The following is an 18916-nucleotide window of genomic DNA, read 5'->3' on the forward strand; positions in this document are numbered from 1 at the left end:
CCGCCTAGCTTGTCATCAGCCCGCGCTGCGGAGCAACGATCGTGCAGACGACCCCCGTTGGCGGGTAACGCAAATCCACCTCCCCATCGAAACTCCCCGCGAGACCGCGCGCGATCAGCCGCGTGCCGAACCCAGTCCGGGTCGGTGCTTCGACCGGCGGGCCGCCCGCCTCGGCCCACCGCACTGTGACCGACGCATCCTCGCCGTCGCCGTCAATCTGCCAATCGATGGTGACGCGACCGCTCGCGTTCGAGAGCGCGCCATACTTAGCGGCATTGGTCGCCAGTTCGTGCAGCATCAGCGCGAGCGACAGCGCCGCCCTGGAGCCGATCATGATCAGAGGTCCGTCGATCACGAACCGGTCCAGCCGGTCCTGATGAATTTCCACGGCGTTCTCGATCACGCTCCTCAGGGGAGCCTTCGACAAGGAACCACCCAGCAGCAGATCGTGCGACTTGCCGAGCGCGATCAGGCGGTTGGGTCGATAGGAGGCCGTCCGCTTTTCTGGTTCGCCCTCTCCAAAGCGGTCGTTCCGCTTTCGGCCAGACTCCGTCACGATGGATCGCCATCGCGCGCAGAACCGGACATTCGGCTTCGCGCCCATTGCGGCCGTGCAGCCAACTGCGGCGCGTTCTCCGAAGCGGACGCCCCAGCAGCTCAGCCTGTAAGTCCAGGAAGCACCCAATAGTCTTGAACGATGCGGCCCACCGCAAGCCTCATTGCTTGTCGCACCCAATGGCTGGCCTGACCTACAGCCACATGGCCAGCGAGTTTGACGTCATCATCGTAGGGAGGCGCCGCCGGCAATGGCGCGGCACGGCGGCTCGCGGCATACGGGAAGGCGGTGCTGTTGTTTGAGGCACCATCCCAACTCGGCGGACGAGCGTTCACATAGGATCTCGAAGGGTACCCGCTCGACCTAGGCTGCGAGTGGCTCCACTCGGGCGACCGCAACGCATGAGTCGGCATCGCCGAGGCGTCCGGGTTCCCTGTCGACCGGGACGACCCGCCATGGGCGAAGGCGCATCCCTCCCTGGCCGACGACGAGAACGACCAAGAGGCGGCGTGGAAGGCCTATGGCGACTGGGAGGAACGGCTCCGCGCCGTTGTCCCGGGCACCGACCGGGTAAAGGATGCCCTTCAGCCCGAAGGCCCCTGGAACGGCTATATCCGGGCCAACGTAGGGTTCATGAACGGAGCCGCGCCGGAACGCATCTCGGCGACCGACTACCTAACGTGCGACGACGCCTCGACGGGCAGGAACTGGAACCTGCCGCTCGGCTACGGCACCCTGGTTGCCGCCAGCCTGCCAGCCTCTGCCACCGTCCGGTTGGCCACGTCCGCCGAACGGATCGATCTAACCGTGGACGGCGTCGAGGTGATCACTCGCGCGGGTGCCATCCGCGCCAAGGCCGCCGTCCTCACGGTCTCGACCGCGGTTCTGGCTGGCGACGCGATCCGCCTTCCCCCGGCATCGACCCCTGGCGGGAAGCGGCGGCCGCCCTTCCCCTCGGGCGCAACGAGAAGATCTTTCTGGAGATCGGAAGCGACAGCGCGTTCGGGCCGGACTCGGACGCCTACGGCGACCTGAGGGACCCGAGGTCGGCGGCCTATTCCATCCGGCCGAACGGGTGGCCGGTGATCGAGGCCTTCCTCGGTGGTGAGGGGGCAGGCATCCTGGACGAGGATGGCCCGGCCGCCGGCTTCTCCTTCGTGACGTCACAGTTGGTCGCCTTGTTCGGCAGTGACGTAGCGTCGGCGATCCGTTTGCTCGCGGCGACCTCGTGGAGCCGGATGGCGTCCATTGGCGGTGCGTATAGCTGCGCGCTTCCGGGTCGCTCGCAGGCGCGTTCGCGCTTGGCGCAGCCTTTCGAGAACAGGCTGTTCTTCGCTGGCGAGGCGACGCACCCATTCGACTTCACGACCGCCCACGGTGCCCACGATAGCGGGCAACGCGCCGCCGATGAGGCCTTGGCTGCCCTTCGGAACAGCCATGTCCTCGATAGGCGGGATCCTCCGTTCGCGGCTTGACCGGCCAGATGGTGACCTCGTTCCCCTGGGATGGCGCAGTCGCCGTCCAGGAGGGGCGGTGCTCCCGTCCGGGCGTCATGGTTGCGGGCTGGAGTCCCTCGACGGCGATGCTGCGGCCGTCTCCCATCGGACAGGCGCCTCACCGTGCCGTGCCGCACATGGCCTTGGAACGGCGCAAGCCCCGAGCTGTTGAGATGCCATTCCCATGCGACATGAGATTTCGAATGCGTAAGATCTTACTCGCTTCTACGGCCCTGTTCGGTCTCGGAATTCTGGCATCGGCGCCGGCGGAGGCACGCGGCTGGGGCTATGGCGGTGGCTACGGCTACGGCCATGGCGGATACGGCTACGGCGGCGGATATCGCGGCGTCGGGTTCCGGGGCGGCTACGGCGGCTACGGACGGGGTTACGTCTATCGCGGCTACGGCTATCGCCGCGGCATCGGTCCTGGAGCGGCCATCGGCCTCGGGATCGCGGGCCTTGCAGCCGGCGCCATCGTCGCGAACTCGTACGGCGGCTACGGTTACGGCTATGGCCGCCCGGTCGGGTACTACGGCGGCTACGGCTACGCGCCAGCCTATGGGTACGCTCCGGCCTATGGCTACGGATATTCGGCTTACGGCTACGGATACTGAGGCATCGCCTCGGGCGGCATCCCGGCGGCTGCCCCATCTCGTCCAGCAGAACGGCGCCCGACAGACTGTCGGGCGCCGTTTTGCGTATGGGCGCAGCCCGAGGGCGTTGACCAGGACTTCGATGCGCGTAACCGGGTTCATCGAGTACAAGCCGCCTTCAGGTCGATGAGACCGTCTCCCCGGGTGTCGATTCGGCTCCTGCCGCGCCGGGTTCCGGACCGGACGGGGACACCGGCACGGTGGCGCTGGAGGCCGCGACGAGCGAGCCGATCACGCCGAGTAGCACGAGCCTTTCCGGGCAGTCCGCGCCGGAGGAGAGGAAGATCGAGAGTTCGATGCGGGACGGCCTCCCGCCCGAGATACCGTTCGGCTCATGGAGGACGAATACGTCCGTCGGCTCCTCGCCGACGCATAGGAACCAACGGTCGCCGTTCGACGCGGCATAGATCGTTTTTCTTACGATGTTCATGACGTCGACCGCCTCCTCCTGCGAGGTCAGATAGGGCCGATGGCGACAGCACCCCTCGTGCACCATCGGTCGGTCGCGGGGTTGGCTGCCGGCCTGCCCGTCGCGTGGGTCAGCGGTCGGCCCCGCCGTCCGATCCGGCACGGGTTCGCTCGTATGCCACGATGGCCTCCGAGCATTCCTCCGACAGGTTCGGGCGATTGCGCTTGAAGCAGGCTTTCACTTCGGGTCCGTCCGGCCTCATCCCGGCGCAGAAGCGAAGGTAGTCGCCCCCGCAACTCGCCCTCATGGCCTCCATCCCCGGTCCCTCTTGCGCGGAGGACGGGCGGCTTGCGGCCAGGGGGAACGCGAGCGCGAGTATCACCAGGGTGGGGATACGAAGGTTCATCGGCGGTCTCTTCCTACTGTTCGGCGGATCGGTGGCCCAGCTAACTCGGCGCGGGAGAGGACGGATTGGCGAGTTGCTGATGGACCTGGGCCAGCTTCGCCACCGGCGATGCCGGCCCCCTGGCCGAAAAACTCTCGACCGACACGACGAGCATGTTCGCGATGCGCGTCGATCGCGCGGCTCGAGCCCGTTAGGTGCCATTGCTCATCGAGCCCCACCGACATTTCCAATGCGACGCCTCCGGTGATGGAAAGCCTCGACGGGCACCGCGGCGGCGTCCGCGTCACCCGCTCGGCCCCCCTGGCCATCGGGTGACGTAGAGGACGAGTAACTCGCCCACGGCGCGCTCCGCGTAGGCATCGACCTCCTCGCCAGGAAGCGGGAGGACCACCTCGGTCGGCAACCTGCCGCACAGCACGGCCGCGATGTCGTCGTCGTACAGACCTGTCATCCTCGCCTCGTCGAGGACCCGCTGGTCGTACAGGCGCCGTCGTTCGTCGCCGGCATCGGACTGGAACATAGGAGCGAGCGGTTAGGTACGGGGCCCCGGACTGCCCTGTTGGAAGGGGCGACGGGCCGGACGCGCGGCCGGAATGACGCATGCGCCCGGCCTCGCGGCCGTCCCAGGCGCTGATCGGAGGGAGCGCCCGGTATGACCTCGGGATGGGGATCGGATGCCCGGAAGACCCGAGCATGCGGTGGAAACGATATATGTGGAGCCCGGCCAAGCCCATTGAGAGAGATGTACCGGTATCCGGCGATTCCTCCCGCACCTCCAGACGTCGTCAGGCGGGGTCAGGTCGCTCGCCCTGCTTCGAGCCGCCTGCATAGGGAAGGGTGACGGCTCGGCAGGGGGCAAGATGCGCCGCGAGGGAATCGCGCAGACTTCGCTAGCTGTCTTCCTCTTCGCCCGCAGCCGTGCCGGTCGGTTTCCTCGCTTCCCGCTCCGCCATCAACTCACGCCTGGCCATGAGCCAGAACTGCATCTCGAATCCTTCGGGACGGTGATGCCGCTCCCAAATGTCATAGGCCCGTTCACGGACCTCCCCATCCGGGATCGCCCCTACGTGAGGGGGTGGGTTGGAAGTTGGCTTGGACATTGTCGGAAGTTGGTTCCCCTCATGGAGGGGGGCCACATAGCCTTCGAGAAACGATCCGAGCAGTGGTGCCAAGTGTGCCATTTCCCCGCTGAACGAAATGGGTGGTTCGCGATATCGCCCAGCCGGAGCCCGGCCACCGCGTAAGACGACACGGTTCGCCCGCCGTAGGACGGGTCGCGCGCCTCAAGCCTCGGCGATGGCTCCTCGATGCGGGTGGCGAGCGTCTCCAGCACGAACGGCTTGGTCAGCACCTGCATGCCGGGGCGCAGGTAGCCGTTCCCCAGCACCGCGTTCTCGGCATAGCCGGTGATGAACAGCACCTTCAGGTCCGGCCGCCGCTCGCGGCCGGCATCCGCCATCTGCCGCCCGTTCATGCCGCCCGGCAGGCCAACGTCGGTCACGAGTAGGTCTATGCGCACGTCCGACTGCAGGACCTTCAGGCCGGCGACGCTGTCGGCGGCCTCAATGGCGGTGTAGCCGAGATCCTCCAGCACCTCGGTGACCAGCATGCGCACCGAAGGCTCGTCGTCGACGATCAGCACCGTCTCGCCCTGACGAGCCTGTCCGACTTCCTCAAGCCTGCGGGCGACCTCGTCCTCGTCCGCTTCGCCGTAGTGGCGCGGCAGGTACAGGCAGACGGTCGTGCCTTCGCCGACCTCCGAGTAGATGCGCACCTGCCCGCCGGACTGCTTGGCGAAGCCGTAGACCATGGACAATCCGAGGCCCGTGCCCTCGCCGGTGGGCTTCGTCGTGAAGAACGGCTCGAACACCTTGCCGATCAGGTCCGGCGCCATGCCGGTGCCGGTGTCGGTCACGCAGACGCCGAGATACTGGCCGGGGGCGAGGTCGTGCAGGCGGCCGCCGGCCTCGTCGATCCACCGGTTGGCGGTTTCGATGGTAATGCGTCCGCCGTCCGGCATCGCATCGCGGGCGTTGATGCACAGGTTGAGCAGGGCATTCTCCAACTGCCCGGCGTCGATCAGCGCCGGCCACAGCCCCGCGAGGCCGACGACCTCCAAGTGGACGGACGGACCGACCGTGCGCCGGATCAGTTCCTCCATCTCGGTGACGAGGCGGTTCACGTTGGTGGGCTTGGGGTCAAGGGTCTGGCGGCGGGAGAAGGCGAGCAGGCGATGGGTCAGCGCGGCTGCGCGCTTGGCCGCGCCCTGGGCGACGGTCATGTAGCGGTCAAGGTCTCCCATGCGGCCCTGGCTCATCCGGGTCTGCATCAGTTCGAGCGAGCCCGAGATGCCGGCGAGCAGGTTGTTGAAGTCGTGCGCGAGGCCTCCGGTGAGTTGGCCGACCGCCTCCATCTTCTGCGACTGCCGCAGCGCCTCCTCGGTCCTGGCCAGCGCTTCGGCCTGCCGCTTGCTCCCTGTCACGTCGCGCACGGACGAGTAGATCAGCCCGTCGCGTGGCACGGCGTTCCAAGACAGCCAGACGTAGCCGCCGTCCTTGTGCCGATAACGGTTCTCGAAGGTGAGCTGTGCCTCCCCGCGCGCCAGCCCTCCCGCCGCCGCCACGGTCGCCGCGATGTCGTCGGGGTGGACGAAATCGAGGAACGGCCGTGCCTTCATCTCGGCATCGGTCCAGCCAAGCGTTTGCGGCCAGGCCGGGTTGAGGCCGACGAAGTAGCCCTCGAAGTTGGCTACGCACAGCAGGTCGGATGAGGCCTGCCAGATCTGGTCGCGCTCGGCGGTCCGCTCGGCGACCTGACGGGCCAGGTCGGACTCGGTCTGGGAGCGGATGGTCACGTCCTGCACGAAGACGTGGAAGCCGTCGGCGCGGCCGTCGGCGTCCCGGCGCGGCAGGTATCGGATCTCGGCGACGCGGTGGCGCCCATCGCGGTGGGGCCAGTCCATCTCGAAGGTGACGGGCTCGCCCGCGAGCGCCCGGTCGATGAACGGCCGACGCGCCGCGTACGCGTCCGGCCCGAGCAGGTCCCGGACGTCGCGGCCCACGATCTCCCCGGCGGGGACGAAGAACCAATCGACATAGGCCTCGTTCGCGAAGCGGTAGACGTGGTCCGATCCGATGAAGGCGATCAGCACCGGCAGGGCGTCCGCGATAAGGCGCAGCTCGCGCTCGCCGGCCTCCGCGCGTTGCTCCACCGCCCGTCGTTCGGTGATGTCCGAGAAGAAGATCGCGACCCGGTGCGCGGACGGCTCGCCGGTGCGCAGGGCACGCACGTCGAACCAGCGCCCGAACACGTCGGCGTAGTGCTCGAAATGCGCGGGTTCGCCCGTGAGCGCGACCCGGCCGTAGGTGTCGAACCAGTATCGCTCCAGGTCCGGTGCGAACTCGCTCACCCACCTTCCAGCCACGTCCGCCCCCGTCTGCGCGACGAAGGCGGGGTTGGCCTCGACGATGAGGTAATCGACGGCCCGGTCACCCTCGAACCTCATCTCGATGATGCAGAACCCGACCTCGATGCTCTCGAACAGAGTCCGGTAGCGTGTCTCGCTCTCACGCAGTGCGGCCTCGGCGCGGGTACGCTCGGTGACGTCGTGGCCCTCGACGAAGATGCCCTCGACCTGGCCGTCCGCGCCCGCGACCGGCTGGTAGACGAAATCGAGGTAGCGCTCCGTGACCGGTCCGCCCGGGCCGTCCCACAGGGCGAGCCTCGCGCCGGTCGCCCGATGGGGACGGCCGGTCCGGAAGACCTCGTCGAGCAGGTCGACGTAGCCCTGGGCGACGGCCTCGGGCAGCGCCTCGGCCACGGTGCGTCCGACCACGTCGCGCCCGCCCACGGCACGTTGGTAGGCGGCGTTCGTCAGGGTGAAGCGGTGTTCGGCCCCGCCGAGCAGGGCGATGAAGCCCGGGGCCTGCTCGAACATCTGCGCGAGGGATGCCGAGTGTCCTCGCAGGAGGCGGACCTCCGCTTCGAGTTGCTCACGGGACATCGTCCCCGGGTCCGGTCGCGTTGCATTCATGAAAGCTGGCTTGGTGAAGGACGACGGCGCGATGGCCCGATGGCGGATGCGCCCGGTCGTCGGCGATGTCGGGGGTTTGAAAACGGTTTGGGCGAAAGCGTCCGGCACCTTGCCGGATGCGAGGGTGCCCCCCCACCGCGGCGTCGCTACCGGAACGCTGCGGTACAGGGACTCTCGTCAGGACGCGCTGATCGGGCCGGGCGGCTGCGGTGCCGGCGGCTCCGACGGGGGATCCCCCTCGGGCGGAGCCGGGTCCGGCGGCGGGTCGCCGATGGGCGGCAAGGGCTCCTCCCCAGGGCGCGGCGTATCGGATTGCATGGTTGTCCCCACTCGTCGGCCGGTATGGCGGCGGTCGACAACGCGCGTCGGCCGTCGTGGGTGCGCCCCTAGCCGACGCTTTCCACCGTTCGGTGGCGGGCGGCTCAGCCGAACGTCAGCGCCAACCGCTCCCGCAGGACCTTGCGCAGGGCCCGGCTGAGGTCGGCCACCGAGTAGGGTTTGCCCAGCAGCGGAAAGCCATCCGTGCCCTCGAAGGCCAGGATGTGGCTGTACCCGGAAGTCAGCACCACGGGCAGGTATGGCCAACGCCGCCTGATCTCCCTGGCCAGGTCGACCCCGTTCATGCCGGGCATCACCACGTCGGAGAAGACCACCTCGAACCGTTGGCCCGAGGCCTCGATCTCCGCCAGGGCAGCCCGGGCGTCCTTCACCCAGACGGCCTGGTAGCCGAGTTCCCCGAGGGCCTGGGTGGCGAAGGCGCCGACCTCAACGTTGTCCTCAACGACCAGGACCGGAGTGCCGTGCCCCTCGGCGAGCGGTCCCGGATCATCTCGCGCGGGGTTCCGAGCCCCGGCTTCGGCGGATCGGAGGAGGTACAGGGTGAAGGTGGTCCCGACTCCGACCGCGCTGTCGACCGCGACGTCGCCGCCCGACTGCTTAGCGAAGCCGAAGACCTGGCTGAGGCCGAGCCCGGTGCCGTGCCCCACGCCCTTCGTCGTGAAGAACGGCTCGAAGATGCGCTCCAGAAGGTCCGACTCGATGCCTGCGCCGGTATCCGAGACCGACACGGCCACGAAGTCCCCCGGCACCGCCGGGTGCGAGCGCAGGGCCGGGATGCGGTCCGCGCGCCGGACAGCGATGCGCAGGCGCCCCTCGCCCTGCATCGCGTCGCGGGCGTTCACGACGAGGTTCACGAGCGCCGTGTCGAACTGGCTCGGGTCGGCGTCGACGTGGCAGGGCAGCGCGCGCCCGGCCTCGTCCGTCCCGGCATTCGTATCGGTCTCGACGTGGATGCGGGCGCCGGTGAGCGTGCCGACCATGTCGGCGATGGCAGCCACCGACTGGCTGGCATCGAACACAGTCGGCCGCAGCGCCTGGCGGCGCGCGAACGCGAGCAACTGGCTGGTCAGCTTGGCCGCACGGTCGACCGTGTCGGAGATGGCGTCGACGTAGCGGACCCGGCGCTCCTCCGCGAGGTTCGGTCGCTTCAGCAGGTCGGTCGAGGACTTGATGACCGTCAGCAGGTTGTTGAAGTCGTGCGCGACGCCGCCGGTCAACTGCCCGACCGCCTCCATCTTCTGGGATTGGCGCAGTTGCTCCTCCAGCGTCCTGCGCTCGGTCACGTCCCGGCCGGTGGCGTGGTAGCGGTCCCCTTGCGGAATGGCGTTCCACGAGATCCAACGGTGGCCACCGTCCGCGGCCCTGAAGCGGACATCGAGGTCGGTGAGGTGCCGGCCGGCAGCCAGCGTCTCGAAGGCCCGTGTCGCGGCATCCCGGTCATCCGGATGAACCAAGTCGTCGATTCGAGTGCCCACGAGGCTTCCCGCAGGCCAGCCGAGTGTCTCGGTCCAGGCCGGCCCGACCGCACGGATGGTCCCGTCGAGGCCGCAGATCACGAGGAGGTCGCGGCTCGTACGCCAGACCAAGTCACGCTCGACCAGGTGGTCCCGGTCCCGCGCCTCGCGTCGCTCCTCACCCTTCTGTTTGGCGGTGGCGTCCTCGAACAACACCGCGACCCGGTTTTGCGCTTGGCTGCCGATGCGCACCGCATGCACGTCGAACACGCGCCCCAGCCGGGACGCCGTGCCCCTGAACCGCGCGTCGTGTCCCGTGCGGGCGACCTCGCCGTAGGTGTCGAACCAGTGCCGCTCAAGCTCAGGTTCGAGCTCGCGCATCCACCGGCCCTCGGCGTTCGCGAGCCCGGACTGACGCTCAAAGGCGGCGTTGACCTCGACGAAGCGGTAGTCCTCGGCCCGGCCTTCCCCGTCAAACCGCATCTCGATGATGCAAAACCCGGCCTCGCCGTCCTCCAGCAGGCTGCGGAAGGAGGCGCCCCGCCGGACGGCTTTGCCCTCCTGCTCCCGGAAACGCGTGAGGTCGAGTTGGCTGCCGAAGAAGAACAGCAACTCGCCGTGCGGGCCGAAGACCGGGCTGACGTAGAGCTCGTTGACGAAGGGGCTGCCGTCGCGCCGGTAGTTCAACAACTCCACGACCACGTCCCGCCGTGCCGCGACGGCATCCCGGATGCGGGCGACGTGGGCCGGGTCGGTCTCCGGCCCCTGAAGGAAGCGGCAGTTGCGCCCGATCAACTCTTCCGCCGCGTAGCCGGAGAGCCCAGGAAGGCGCGGTTGGCGAAAACGATGGGGTTGTCGGGCAGGTTCGGGTCGGTGACGATCATCGCCATCCGCGTCTTGTCAGCGGCGGTGAACAGCAGGTCGGGCCTGAGGGTCCCGACGCCGGCCTCGCTCGCCGTGGAGGGGGCATCCGGTTCGCGGCCTGCGCGCAGGCGGGAGTTCTCCGCCACCAACTCACTCTCGCGTCGGCGCAGCCGCTCGACCTCCCCCGAAGATCCTCGTCGCTCATGCCCCGGTCTCTAACCACCGTTTGTGCGGAGGCCAACGCCATCGGGGGCGCCGAGCCGGATGTCGGGTGCGTCCTTTGGTCTGGCCGAGGCCAGCGCGGTTAAGAAGCCCGTAGGCATCATCGTCCTCCGTTCCTGGCCGCCTCGGCCCGGTCGACGGCGTCGCGGAAGCGGCTCTCCAGGAACGGCCGCGCGACGAAGGGCACGTGGCCGGGCAGGTCCCCAGGCCGCGGCGTCACCTGCGCCGACACGACGACAATGGCCACGTCCGGCCGGCGACGGATGACCTCGCGCGCCAGCGCCAGGCCATCCATCCACCCCGGCATACGCACGTCGGTCACCACCAGCGCGACCCCGTCGTCGAGCCGTTCCAGCGCCTGGGCGGCGTTGCCGGCCTCGACCACGGCGTAGCCTTTCGCCTCAAGGAAATCGCGGACCTCCAGGCGGAACAGCATCTCGTCCTCGACCACCAGGGCCGTCTTCGCGTTCGGGGCATCAGTCATGGCGAGCGGCAACGGCCCGCCGAACCCTTCGTTGCGCCGAACCGTCAAGCGACCGCCTGGAAATCGGCCAGCGACGCCTCGACGACGCAGACCACGCCCCCCGGGAGGTAGTCGAGGGCGAGGCTGGCGTTGACCTGCGCCGTCAGCCCGCGCTCAATCAGGCGCGACCCGAACCCTTTTCGCGATGGCGGTACGACCGGCGGGCCGCCGCTCTCGGACCAGACGATGCGCAGGCGCAGCGCGTCCTCCGGCCCGACCAGCGAAGCCGTCACAGCGACCTTGCCGCCGGGCACCGACAGAGCGCCGTACTTGACCGCGTTCGTGGTCAGCTCGTGCAGGGTGAGGGCGAGCGACAGCGCGGCCTTGCCGCCGATCTCGACGTCCGGGCCCTCGTACGCGACGCGCCGACCTGCCGATTCCTGGACGCCGACGCCCTCTCGGATCACCGCCGCCAGGGAGGCGCTCTCGGCGGCGCCCCCAAGCAGAACGTCGTGCGCCTTGCCGAGCGCGACCAGCCGGCTGCCCAGGACCTCGCGCGCCGCGTCCATGTCGGTGGCGCCGCGCAGCGTCGACGCGGCGATGGCCTGCACCATCGCCAATAGGTTCTTCATCCGGTGCGAAAGCTCCTGGTTGAGCAGGTCTTGCCGTTCCTCGGCCCGGCGGCGGGTGTCGACGTCGGCGACCGCCACCACGGCGCCGACCATCGTCCCGGCCTCGTCGCGCATCGGCGCACCGGCGATCTCGATCCAGAGCCGGGTACCGTCGCCGCGCTGGTACTCGCAGCGCATCTCGGCGTGCTCTACGCCTTCCCGGATGAGGCGGCTGAGAGGGTACTCGGCGGCCTCGACCGGCCGGCCGTCCTCGTGGAAGGCGACCCATTCGCCGTAGCTGTCGGTGTCGGGCGACGGCAGGATGGGATGGCGGAGGATCTCCTCTAGCCGACGGTTGCCGGCGACGATGCGACCGGATGGCGCCTCCGCGAACAGGATGCCGACCGGGACCGTGTCGAGCACGGCGCGCAACGTCGCCTCGCTGGCTTGCAAGGCCTGGCGGGCGCGGTGCTGTTCCGTGAGGTCGCGCGTGACGGTGCCGTAGCCCAGCTTGCGCCCATCGGCGTCGCGCACGGGGAAGAGGTTGTACAGGACCGGGACCGCCGCCCCGGTGACCACGTGACGGAAGTGCAGTTCACCTTCCCAGAAGCCGTCCCGCTCGACGGCCGGCAGCACCTCGTCGAGGACGCGCACGCGCTCCTCCGGCACGAAGTAGTCGACGATGGGCATTGCCCGGGCCGACGCGAGGTCGGGTAGGCCGATGAGGCGTCGGCCGGCCTCGTTGACGAAGTCGACGCTCCCGTCGGGGGCTGCCAAGCCGATGAAGTCCTGGCTTTGCTCAACCAGGGCGGCAAGGCGGCGCGTCTCGGCATCGGCCCGGCGCTGGTCTTCGACATCGACCAGCACGGTCACCGCGGCCTGGATCGCGCCCTCGGCATCGCGCACCGGGCCACTCGACACCTCCAGGAGGCGAATTTCGCCCGTACCGGCGTTGCGGTAGCGCATCTCCTCGCCGCGCACCGTCTCGCCCTTCCGCAGGGCGCGCAGCGTCGGGTAATCGGCAGGCTCGTACCTTTGACCGTCCGGGTGTAGGGCGCCGTAGGAGACGTAGCGGGCGTCGCCCTCCGTCCCGAGCCCATGGCCGAGGATCTCCTCGGCCTTGGCGTTCAACGACGATGGCATGCCGGCCTCGGCTCCGGCGATGGAGATGCCGACGGGGGCCTGACGGAAGATCGATTCCAGCAAGCCGCGCTCGAGGCTGAGGCGGCGCTCGCTCTCCCTCATCGCGTCCTCGGCCCGCTTGCGCTCGGTCAGGTCGAATATCGCGCCGATCATGCGAAAGGCCCGGCCCTCGGCGTCACGCATGACGTGGCCGCGGTCGAGGACATGCGCGTAGGAGCCATCCGCGCGGCGGAAGCGGTACTCGTCGGTCCAAGTCGTACCGACGCCGTCGATGACAGCGTGGATCGACGCGTCGATACGGGCGCGGTCGTCGGGATGGATCTGCGCGATCCACCAGTCGCCGGTCGTGTCGACCGTCTCGGCTGCATGGCCGTAGGCCTCGGTGAGGGCTTCGTTCCAGAGAACGTGGTTGGTGGCGAGGTCCCAGTCCCAGATCGCGTCGTTGGTGGCCCGGGCCGCGAGCCTGTAGCGGTCCTGGCTCTCCTGCAGGCGGGCGGCGGCCTCCTTCTGCTCCGTCCGGTCGCGCAGGATCTTCACGAACCCGATGGCGGCGCCTGCCCCGTCGCGCAGGACCATCATCTCGCCGTTGGCCCAGAATCGCTCGCCGTCGCGGCGCAGGTGCCAGCGCTCGTCGATGCCGGTGCCCTTCTCCAGGGCCGACTGCATCTCCATGGCCGGGATGCCATCGCGCCGGTCCTCGGGGGTGAAGAACGCGTCGGCGGTCTGACCGCACATCTCCTCGGGACGCCAGCCGAGGATGCGGGTCGCGCCAGCGTTCCAGTCGGTGATCTTGCCGTCGAGGTCGAGCAGGATGATGGCATAATCCAGCGCGCTGTCGAACACGGCGCGACGCCGGTATTCGGTCAGGGCTGCCGCCCGGTTGGCGGCGCGCTCGCCGGCCTCGGCAAGGCCGGAGGCGACGGAACCGGCGAGGACGCCGAGAACCTGCAGGTCCTCCCCCGCGAACGCGCCCGGGCGGCTCGATTGCAGCTTCAGGACACCGACCACGACCCCGCCGCGGCGGACGGGCACCAGCATGCACGAGCGCTGGCGAAGCCGCTCGGCCAGTTCAGGTTCGACCCGGTCGTCGCTCAGGACATCGGGGACGAGGAGCGGGACGCCCTCCCGATAACAGGCTCCCGCGAGGCTTCCCCGGAGCGGAACGCGAAGGCCGAGATGCGGCGCGAGGCTTTCCGTGACGGCGCGGTAGACGAGGAAATTCCCCTCGCGGATCTCGACCGTGCCGGCCTCGGCGGCGGGGACGGCGCGCATCGCGCCGGCAAGCACGGCCCGGAAGCTCTCGGCGAGGTCGCCGCCCGCCGCCGCGACGCCGGCCAGGGTCACGGCGACAGCCTCGCCCTGGCGCCCGGCGCGGTCCCGGTCCGACCGGGAGCGGCGCAGCAGGAGCTGGTCCATGACCTGCCGGGCGAGGGCCTCCAGGTCCGAAACCTGTTCCGTGGAGAGGCCCCCCGGGCGCGGGACATGGTCGATCACGCACAGGCTGCCGACCACCTGCCCGTCGGGCGTGCGAAGGGGGCGCCGGCGTAGAAGCGCAGGTGCGGCTCGCCTGTCACCAGCGGGTTGGCGCAGGTGCGCGCGTCCCGTGTGAGGTCCGGGATCTGCAGGACGCCGGGTTCCGTGAGGACGAACTTGCACACCGAGCGGTCGAGGTCCGTCTCGCAGGGCGGGAAGCCGGCGCGGGCCTTGAACCACTGGCGGTCGCGGTCGACCAGACTGACCAGCGCCACCGGCGCGGCGCAGAGGCGTCGCGCGAGATGGACGATGTCGTCGAAGCCGCGCTCGGGCGGGGTGTCGAGGATGTCGAATGCGGCGAGCGCGGCCAGCCGCGCGTCCTCCTCGACCTGGACGGGACGTGTGACTTGGTTCACGGGGTCGCGTCCTGCACGAGCGGCGACGGGGGACGCAGCCGCTCCGGATCGCCGACATCGACGGCGACGATGCGGCCGCCCGGGGCGTAGACCGCTCCCATCACTTCCTCGAAATGCCGCCGGACCGCGGCGTGGCACTCGCACGAGCCGGCTTCGGCGCGCTCCCGGTCCGGGAGGGTGATGCGTCCGTGGCCGATGGTGATCAGGCCATCGCGCTGCATGCGGCCGAGCACCTCGGTCAGGTAGGAGCGGCGCACACCGAGCATGTCGGCCAGGAGTTCGTGGGTGACCGGCAATTCGGGCGTGCCGATCCGGTCCTGTAAGGTCAGGAGCCAGCGCAGGCAGCGCCGCTCGATGGTGTGGGCAGCGTTGCAGGCAACCGACTGCAGCACTTGCGCCAGAAGGCAGTCGGCGTAGCGCACGAACAGGTCGCGAATGCCCTTCGAAGCCTGCTTGGCCTCGGACAGGCGGGCGGCGTCGATCCGGATGACCGGGCCGCCGACCTGTACGACCGCCTGCCCAAAGGCGGGAAGGTAGCCGTGGCTGACAACGCCGCCCATGGCGCCCTCGCGGCCGACCGTGGCGGTCTCGACCGACTTCCCGTCTATGAGCGGAACCACCAGGGTGACGACGCAATGGTGCGCGGGGAAAGTGACGTGGCTGACGTCGTCGCCGGCGCGGAACAGCACGTCGCCGCGTCGGACCTCGCGGCGCTCGGCATGCGGTGCGAGCAGGGCCCGGTCGTCAGCTTCGAGGGCTTCGAGCAGCAGGTTGCCGTCGATGGCAGACGAAAATCGGATGTTCACAGGGGATGGTCGCAGCGCTGGCCGTTGGGTTGTCCACTAGCGGACTTCTTGGGACGAAGATGTCCGATACCTGACAAATGGTGCCAAAACCGGATGACGGGCGCGACTTTTTCCCCTGGTCTACGGGGGTTTTGTCACCTCCAAACGATCAGGATCGTCGGGTGGGGTCAGAAAGCTGAAGCGGCCGAGTTGGGGAGCTGTCCAGCCAGGATCGAAGCTGCCAGACGGAACCAGAAGGTCGTGCCACGGTCGATGGCACTCGTCACAGTCAGCACGGCGCCCTGTCGCTCGACGAGATCCCGGCATAGCAGCAGGCCGAGCCCGCTTCCCCGCTCGCCCGCCGTGCCGTTCGCGGTAAGGTGCAGCCAGAGAGAAACCAGCGGTCCTTGCCGTCGCCGGCGCGCCAACCCCAGCCCCGCATCTGCTGGACGGACGTCTTCATCGGAACGGTCGGGAACCGCCTTGCCATGGGAAGATTGGCTCCCAGTCCGGGGCTGCAGTTGGTTGGGAGGAACGCGGTGCCGATGGATGCCGAGGACATCGCGCGTTGCTGCGCGGCCTCAGGGATGCACAGGGCAAAAGGGGGCGGCTTCTTTGCACTGTCCTGACGGCGATCCGACCCGCTCGTTTTGCTTGCTGCAGAGTGGGGTCTGCTTCGAGCGAGTTTCTTACGTTGAGGTCCCATGACCGTCGAGCAGAGGTCAAACCTGTTACGCCAGCCCGGCCCGCCGGAACCCGTACCCCATGTCGATCCGCCGCGTGCGTCCGACCCGTGCTTCTCCGAGGTGGTGCCGCATCACGCTCGCCTCATCTCGCTCTACGATCAAGCCATCTTCAGCGAGGGACCGACATGGTGGACGGCCCGCAATATTCTCGTCTGGTCCGATATCGAAGGCCGCCGGGTGCTCGGCTGGCATCCGGATGGATGCGTCCGCGTGGTCATCGACGCCACACCATTCATCAACGGCAATACGGTCGACCGTGACGGTAACCTGGTCCACTGCGAGCATGGCAACCGCCGCTTATCCCGGACGGCACCGGATGGAACATACACAGCGCTCGTAGAGACCTTCGACGGCCGCCGCTTCAACGCTCCGAACGATGTCGTCTGCGCTGCCGACGGCGCTCTCTGGTTCAGCGACCCTACCTACGGACTACGCCTGCCGAAACAGGGGGTGCTCGACGTCTCTGACCTCGGCCACCACAGCGTCTACCGCTTCGACCCAGCCGACGACAGCGTTCGCCGGATGGCGGATCTCGGCCAGCCGAATGGGCTGGCTTTCGCACCGGATGGGCGCATCCTCTACGTCAGCGACACCTCGCGCACCGAGGGCGGCGATGGGCATACGATCTACGCCTTCGCTGTGGGCGAGGATGCCAGCCTGGGGGAGCGACGGATTTTCGCCGAGATTGAGCCCGGCTTTCCCGACGGCTTTCGCGTCGACCGCCGTGGCTGGATCTGGACGAGTTCCGAAGCCGGGGTTCAGGTCTTCTCGGCAGAAGGACATCGGCTGGGGCTGATCCCGACCCCGCAGGTCTGCTCCAACTGCTGCTTTGGCCCCGGCGAGGCACGGCTGTTCATCACCTCCAAGCAGCATCTTTACGCCCTCGATCTGACAGCGGCGTAGATCCGACTGCTCACGCAAACGTCAAAGCGCCGGTGCGCGTGGCTGGAACGACCGCAGGTGCAACCAGTTGGCCAAGGACAGATCACACCCCGCATATCGATGCGTGGGCCCGTGGCTCACGTCGGGTCACGGGGACGCACAGGCTTGAGGAACTATCATGGCCGACGCCGTCGCCGACTTCTTCTGGAAACGCCTCGCCGAGTGGGGGTGAAGAAGATCTTCGGCTATCCCGGCGACGGCATCAACGGGCTGCTTGGGGCGCTCCAGCGCAGCGACCTGCCGTTCGAGTTCATTCAGGTGCGGCACGAGGAAATGGCTGCGTTCATGGCCGCGGCCTACGCTAAGTTCACCGGCGAGGTCGGCGTCTGCATGGCGACCTCCGGTCCCGGCGCGACGCACCTTCTCACCGGGATGTACGACGCCCATCTCGACCACGTACCGCTTCTCGCCATCTGCGGGCAGCAGGCGCGCAACGTCAACGGCGCCCACTACCAGCAGGAATTTGACCTCACGAGCGTTTTTAAAGACGTCTCGGCCTATGTGCAGCAGGCATCCTCGCCCGCGCAAGTCCGTCATATCGTCGACCGCGCCATGCGGATCGCCAAGGCCGAACGGAAGGTCTCGGCCATCATCCTGCCTAACGACCTGCAGGACGTTCCCTACGAGGCGCCGGTCCACAAGCACGGCAACACCTTTTCCGGCGTCGGCTACACCGCGCCGAAGGTCGTGCCGTTCGATGCCGATCTGCGCCGCGCCGCCGACGTGCTGAACGCCGGCAAGAAGGTCGCGATCCTGGTTGGAGCAGGCGCTTTGCATGCCACCGACGAGGTCATCGCCGTGGCCAACAAGCTCCAGGCCGGCGTCGCGAAGGCCCTTCTCGGCAAGGCGGCGCTGCCGGACGACCTGCCCTTCGTGACCGGCACCATCGGCCTCCTCGGGTCCAAGCCCTCGTCGGACATGATGGAGGATTGCGACACCCTGTTGATGATCGGTTCCGGCTTCCCCTGGGCCGAGTTCCTGCCGAAGGAGGGGCAGGCGCGCGGGGTACAGATCGACATCTCCCCGGAGATGCTGTCGCTACGCTATCCGATGGAGGTGCCGCTGTGCGGTGAGTCCGCCGAGACCTTGCGCGCCTTGCTGCCGCTGCTGGAGCAGAAGACGGAGGGTGGCTCCTGGCGCACTGGTATCGAGAAGGGGATGGTCTCCTGGTGGAAGGAGGCGGAGGATCGGGCGATGGCCAAGGCCAACCCGGTCAATCCACAGCGCGTCACTTGGGAACTCTCGCCGCGCATGCCCGAGCGGGCGATCATCACGTCGGATTCCGGCTCCTGCGCCAACTGGTTCGCCCGGGACCTGAAGATGCGACGCGGCCAGATGTGCTCGCTCTCGGGCGGCCTCGCCTCCATGGGTGCCGCGGTCCCCTACGCCATCGCGGCGAAGGTGGCCCATCCCGACCGGCCGGTGATCGCGCTGGTCGGCGACGGCGCCATGCAGATGAACAACATGGCCGAGTTGATCACCGTGGCGAAGTACATGCACCGCTGGTCTAACAAGACCTGGATCTGCTGCGTGTTCAACAACGAGGACCTGAACCAGGTGACCTGGGAGCAGCGGGTGATGGAGGGCAACCCGAAGTTCGAGGCGAGCCAGACCATCCCGAACGTGCCCTACCACAAGTTTGCAGAGCTGATCGGCCTGAAGGGCATCTACGTCGACGATCCCCAGCGCATGGGGGCGGCTTGGGACGAGGCGCTCGCTAGCTCCGTGCCGGTGGTGCTGGAGGTGAAGACCGACCCCGAGGTGCCGCCGCTGCCGCCGTTCTTCACGCTCCAGCAGGTGCAGAACTTCATGTCGATGCTCGGCAAGGGCGATCCGAAGGAACGCCACCTGCTCGTCGACACCGCGCGTCAGGTGCTGAGTTCCGTGCTACCCGGCAGCAAGTAG

At 68.5% G+C, this 18916-nt stretch carries 11 protein-coding genes and 4 pseudogenes; 4 read left to right on the forward strand and 11 right to left on the reverse strand.

Annotated features, from left to right (window positions below; translation table 11 throughout):
* Positions 1-4 precede the first annotated feature (4 nt).
* Entirely contained in the window at positions 5-604 is a 600-nt protein-coding gene (locus ACFQE0_RS14410; protein ID WP_378970764.1) for a sensor histidine kinase, read from the reverse strand.
* Positions 605-759: 155 nt separating this feature from the next.
* Between ACFQE0_RS14410 and ACFQE0_RS14415 the strand changes: the two are divergent.
* Positions 760-2031, forward strand: a pseudogene (locus tag ACFQE0_RS14415) (flavin monoamine oxidase family protein).
* 224 nt (positions 2032-2255) lie between these two features.
* Positions 2256-2666, forward strand: coding sequence for a hypothetical protein (locus ACFQE0_RS14420; RefSeq protein ID WP_378970766.1), 411 nt, complete (start codon positions 2256-2258; stop codon positions 2664-2666).
* Between the two features lie 157 nt (positions 2667-2823).
* Here ACFQE0_RS14420 and ACFQE0_RS14425 read toward each other — a convergent pair whose 3' ends face one another.
* The 10 genes and pseudogenes from ACFQE0_RS14425 to ACFQE0_RS14475 form a co-directional block, all read right to left on the reverse strand.
* Positions 2824-3201 carry a hypothetical protein gene (locus tag ACFQE0_RS14425; protein ID WP_378970768.1) on the reverse strand — a complete coding sequence of 126 codons (378 nt, stop codon included), beginning with the start codon at positions 3199-3201 and terminating at the stop codon, positions 2824-2826.
* Between the two features lie 43 nt (positions 3202-3244).
* Entirely contained in the window at positions 3245-3520 is a 276-nt protein-coding gene (locus ACFQE0_RS14430; protein ID WP_378970771.1) for a hypothetical protein, read from the reverse strand.
* 283 nt (positions 3521-3803) lie between these two features.
* A complete protein-coding gene (locus ACFQE0_RS14435; protein WP_378970773.1) occupies positions 3804-3971 on the reverse strand; it encodes a hypothetical protein in 168 nt (55 codons plus the stop codon).
* Between the two features lie 439 nt (positions 3972-4410).
* Positions 4411-4701, reverse strand: a complete 291-nt coding sequence (locus ACFQE0_RS14440; RefSeq protein ID WP_378970775.1) for a DUF2934 domain-containing protein — start codon at positions 4699-4701, stop codon at positions 4411-4413.
* Positions 4584-7523, reverse strand: a complete 2940-nt coding sequence (locus ACFQE0_RS14445) for a hybrid sensor histidine kinase/response regulator (protein ID WP_378970778.1) — start codon at positions 7521-7523, stop codon at positions 4584-4586. Before ACFQE0_RS14445 ends, ACFQE0_RS14440 begins: the two co-directional genes overlap by 118 nt.
* A 452-nt stretch (positions 7524-7975) precedes the next feature.
* Positions 7976-10415, reverse strand: a pseudogene (locus ACFQE0_RS14450) (hybrid sensor histidine kinase/response regulator).
* 117 nt (positions 10416-10532) lie between these two features.
* Positions 10533-10964 (reverse strand): response regulator, encoded by a 432-nt coding sequence (locus ACFQE0_RS14455; protein ID WP_378970780.1) that lies wholly within the window; start codon positions 10962-10964, stop codon positions 10533-10535.
* Positions 10961-14538, reverse strand: a pseudogene (locus ACFQE0_RS14460) (PAS domain S-box protein). The gene ACFQE0_RS14455 and the pseudogene ACFQE0_RS14460 overlap by 4 nt, the downstream one beginning before the upstream one ends.
* Positions 14535-15344, reverse strand: coding sequence for a Crp/Fnr family transcriptional regulator (locus ACFQE0_RS14470; RefSeq protein ID WP_378970787.1), 810 nt, complete (start codon positions 15342-15344; stop codon positions 14535-14537). Before ACFQE0_RS14470 ends, ACFQE0_RS14460 begins: the two are co-directional and overlap by 4 nt.
* Before the next feature lie 167 nt (positions 15345-15511).
* Positions 15512-15751 carry an ATP-binding protein gene (locus ACFQE0_RS14475; RefSeq protein ID WP_378970789.1) on the reverse strand — a complete coding sequence of 80 codons (240 nt, stop codon included), beginning with the start codon at positions 15749-15751 and terminating at the stop codon, positions 15512-15514.
* A gap of 276 nt (positions 15752-16027) precedes the next feature.
* Here ACFQE0_RS14475 and ACFQE0_RS14480 point away from each other — a divergent pair, with 276 nt between their 5' ends.
* Positions 16028-16972 carry an SMP-30/gluconolactonase/LRE family protein gene (locus ACFQE0_RS14480; protein WP_378970791.1) on the forward strand — a complete coding sequence of 315 codons (945 nt, stop codon included), beginning with the start codon at positions 16028-16030 and terminating at the stop codon, positions 16970-16972.
* A gap of 157 nt (positions 16973-17129) precedes the next feature.
* A pseudogene (locus ACFQE0_RS14485) lies at positions 17130-18916 on the forward strand (thiamine pyrophosphate-requiring protein).

The sequence above is a fragment of the Methylobacterium komagatae genome (assembly GCF_042661665.1).
Classification (GTDB): Bacteria; Pseudomonadota; Alphaproteobacteria; order Rhizobiales; family Beijerinckiaceae; genus Methylobacterium; species Methylobacterium komagatae.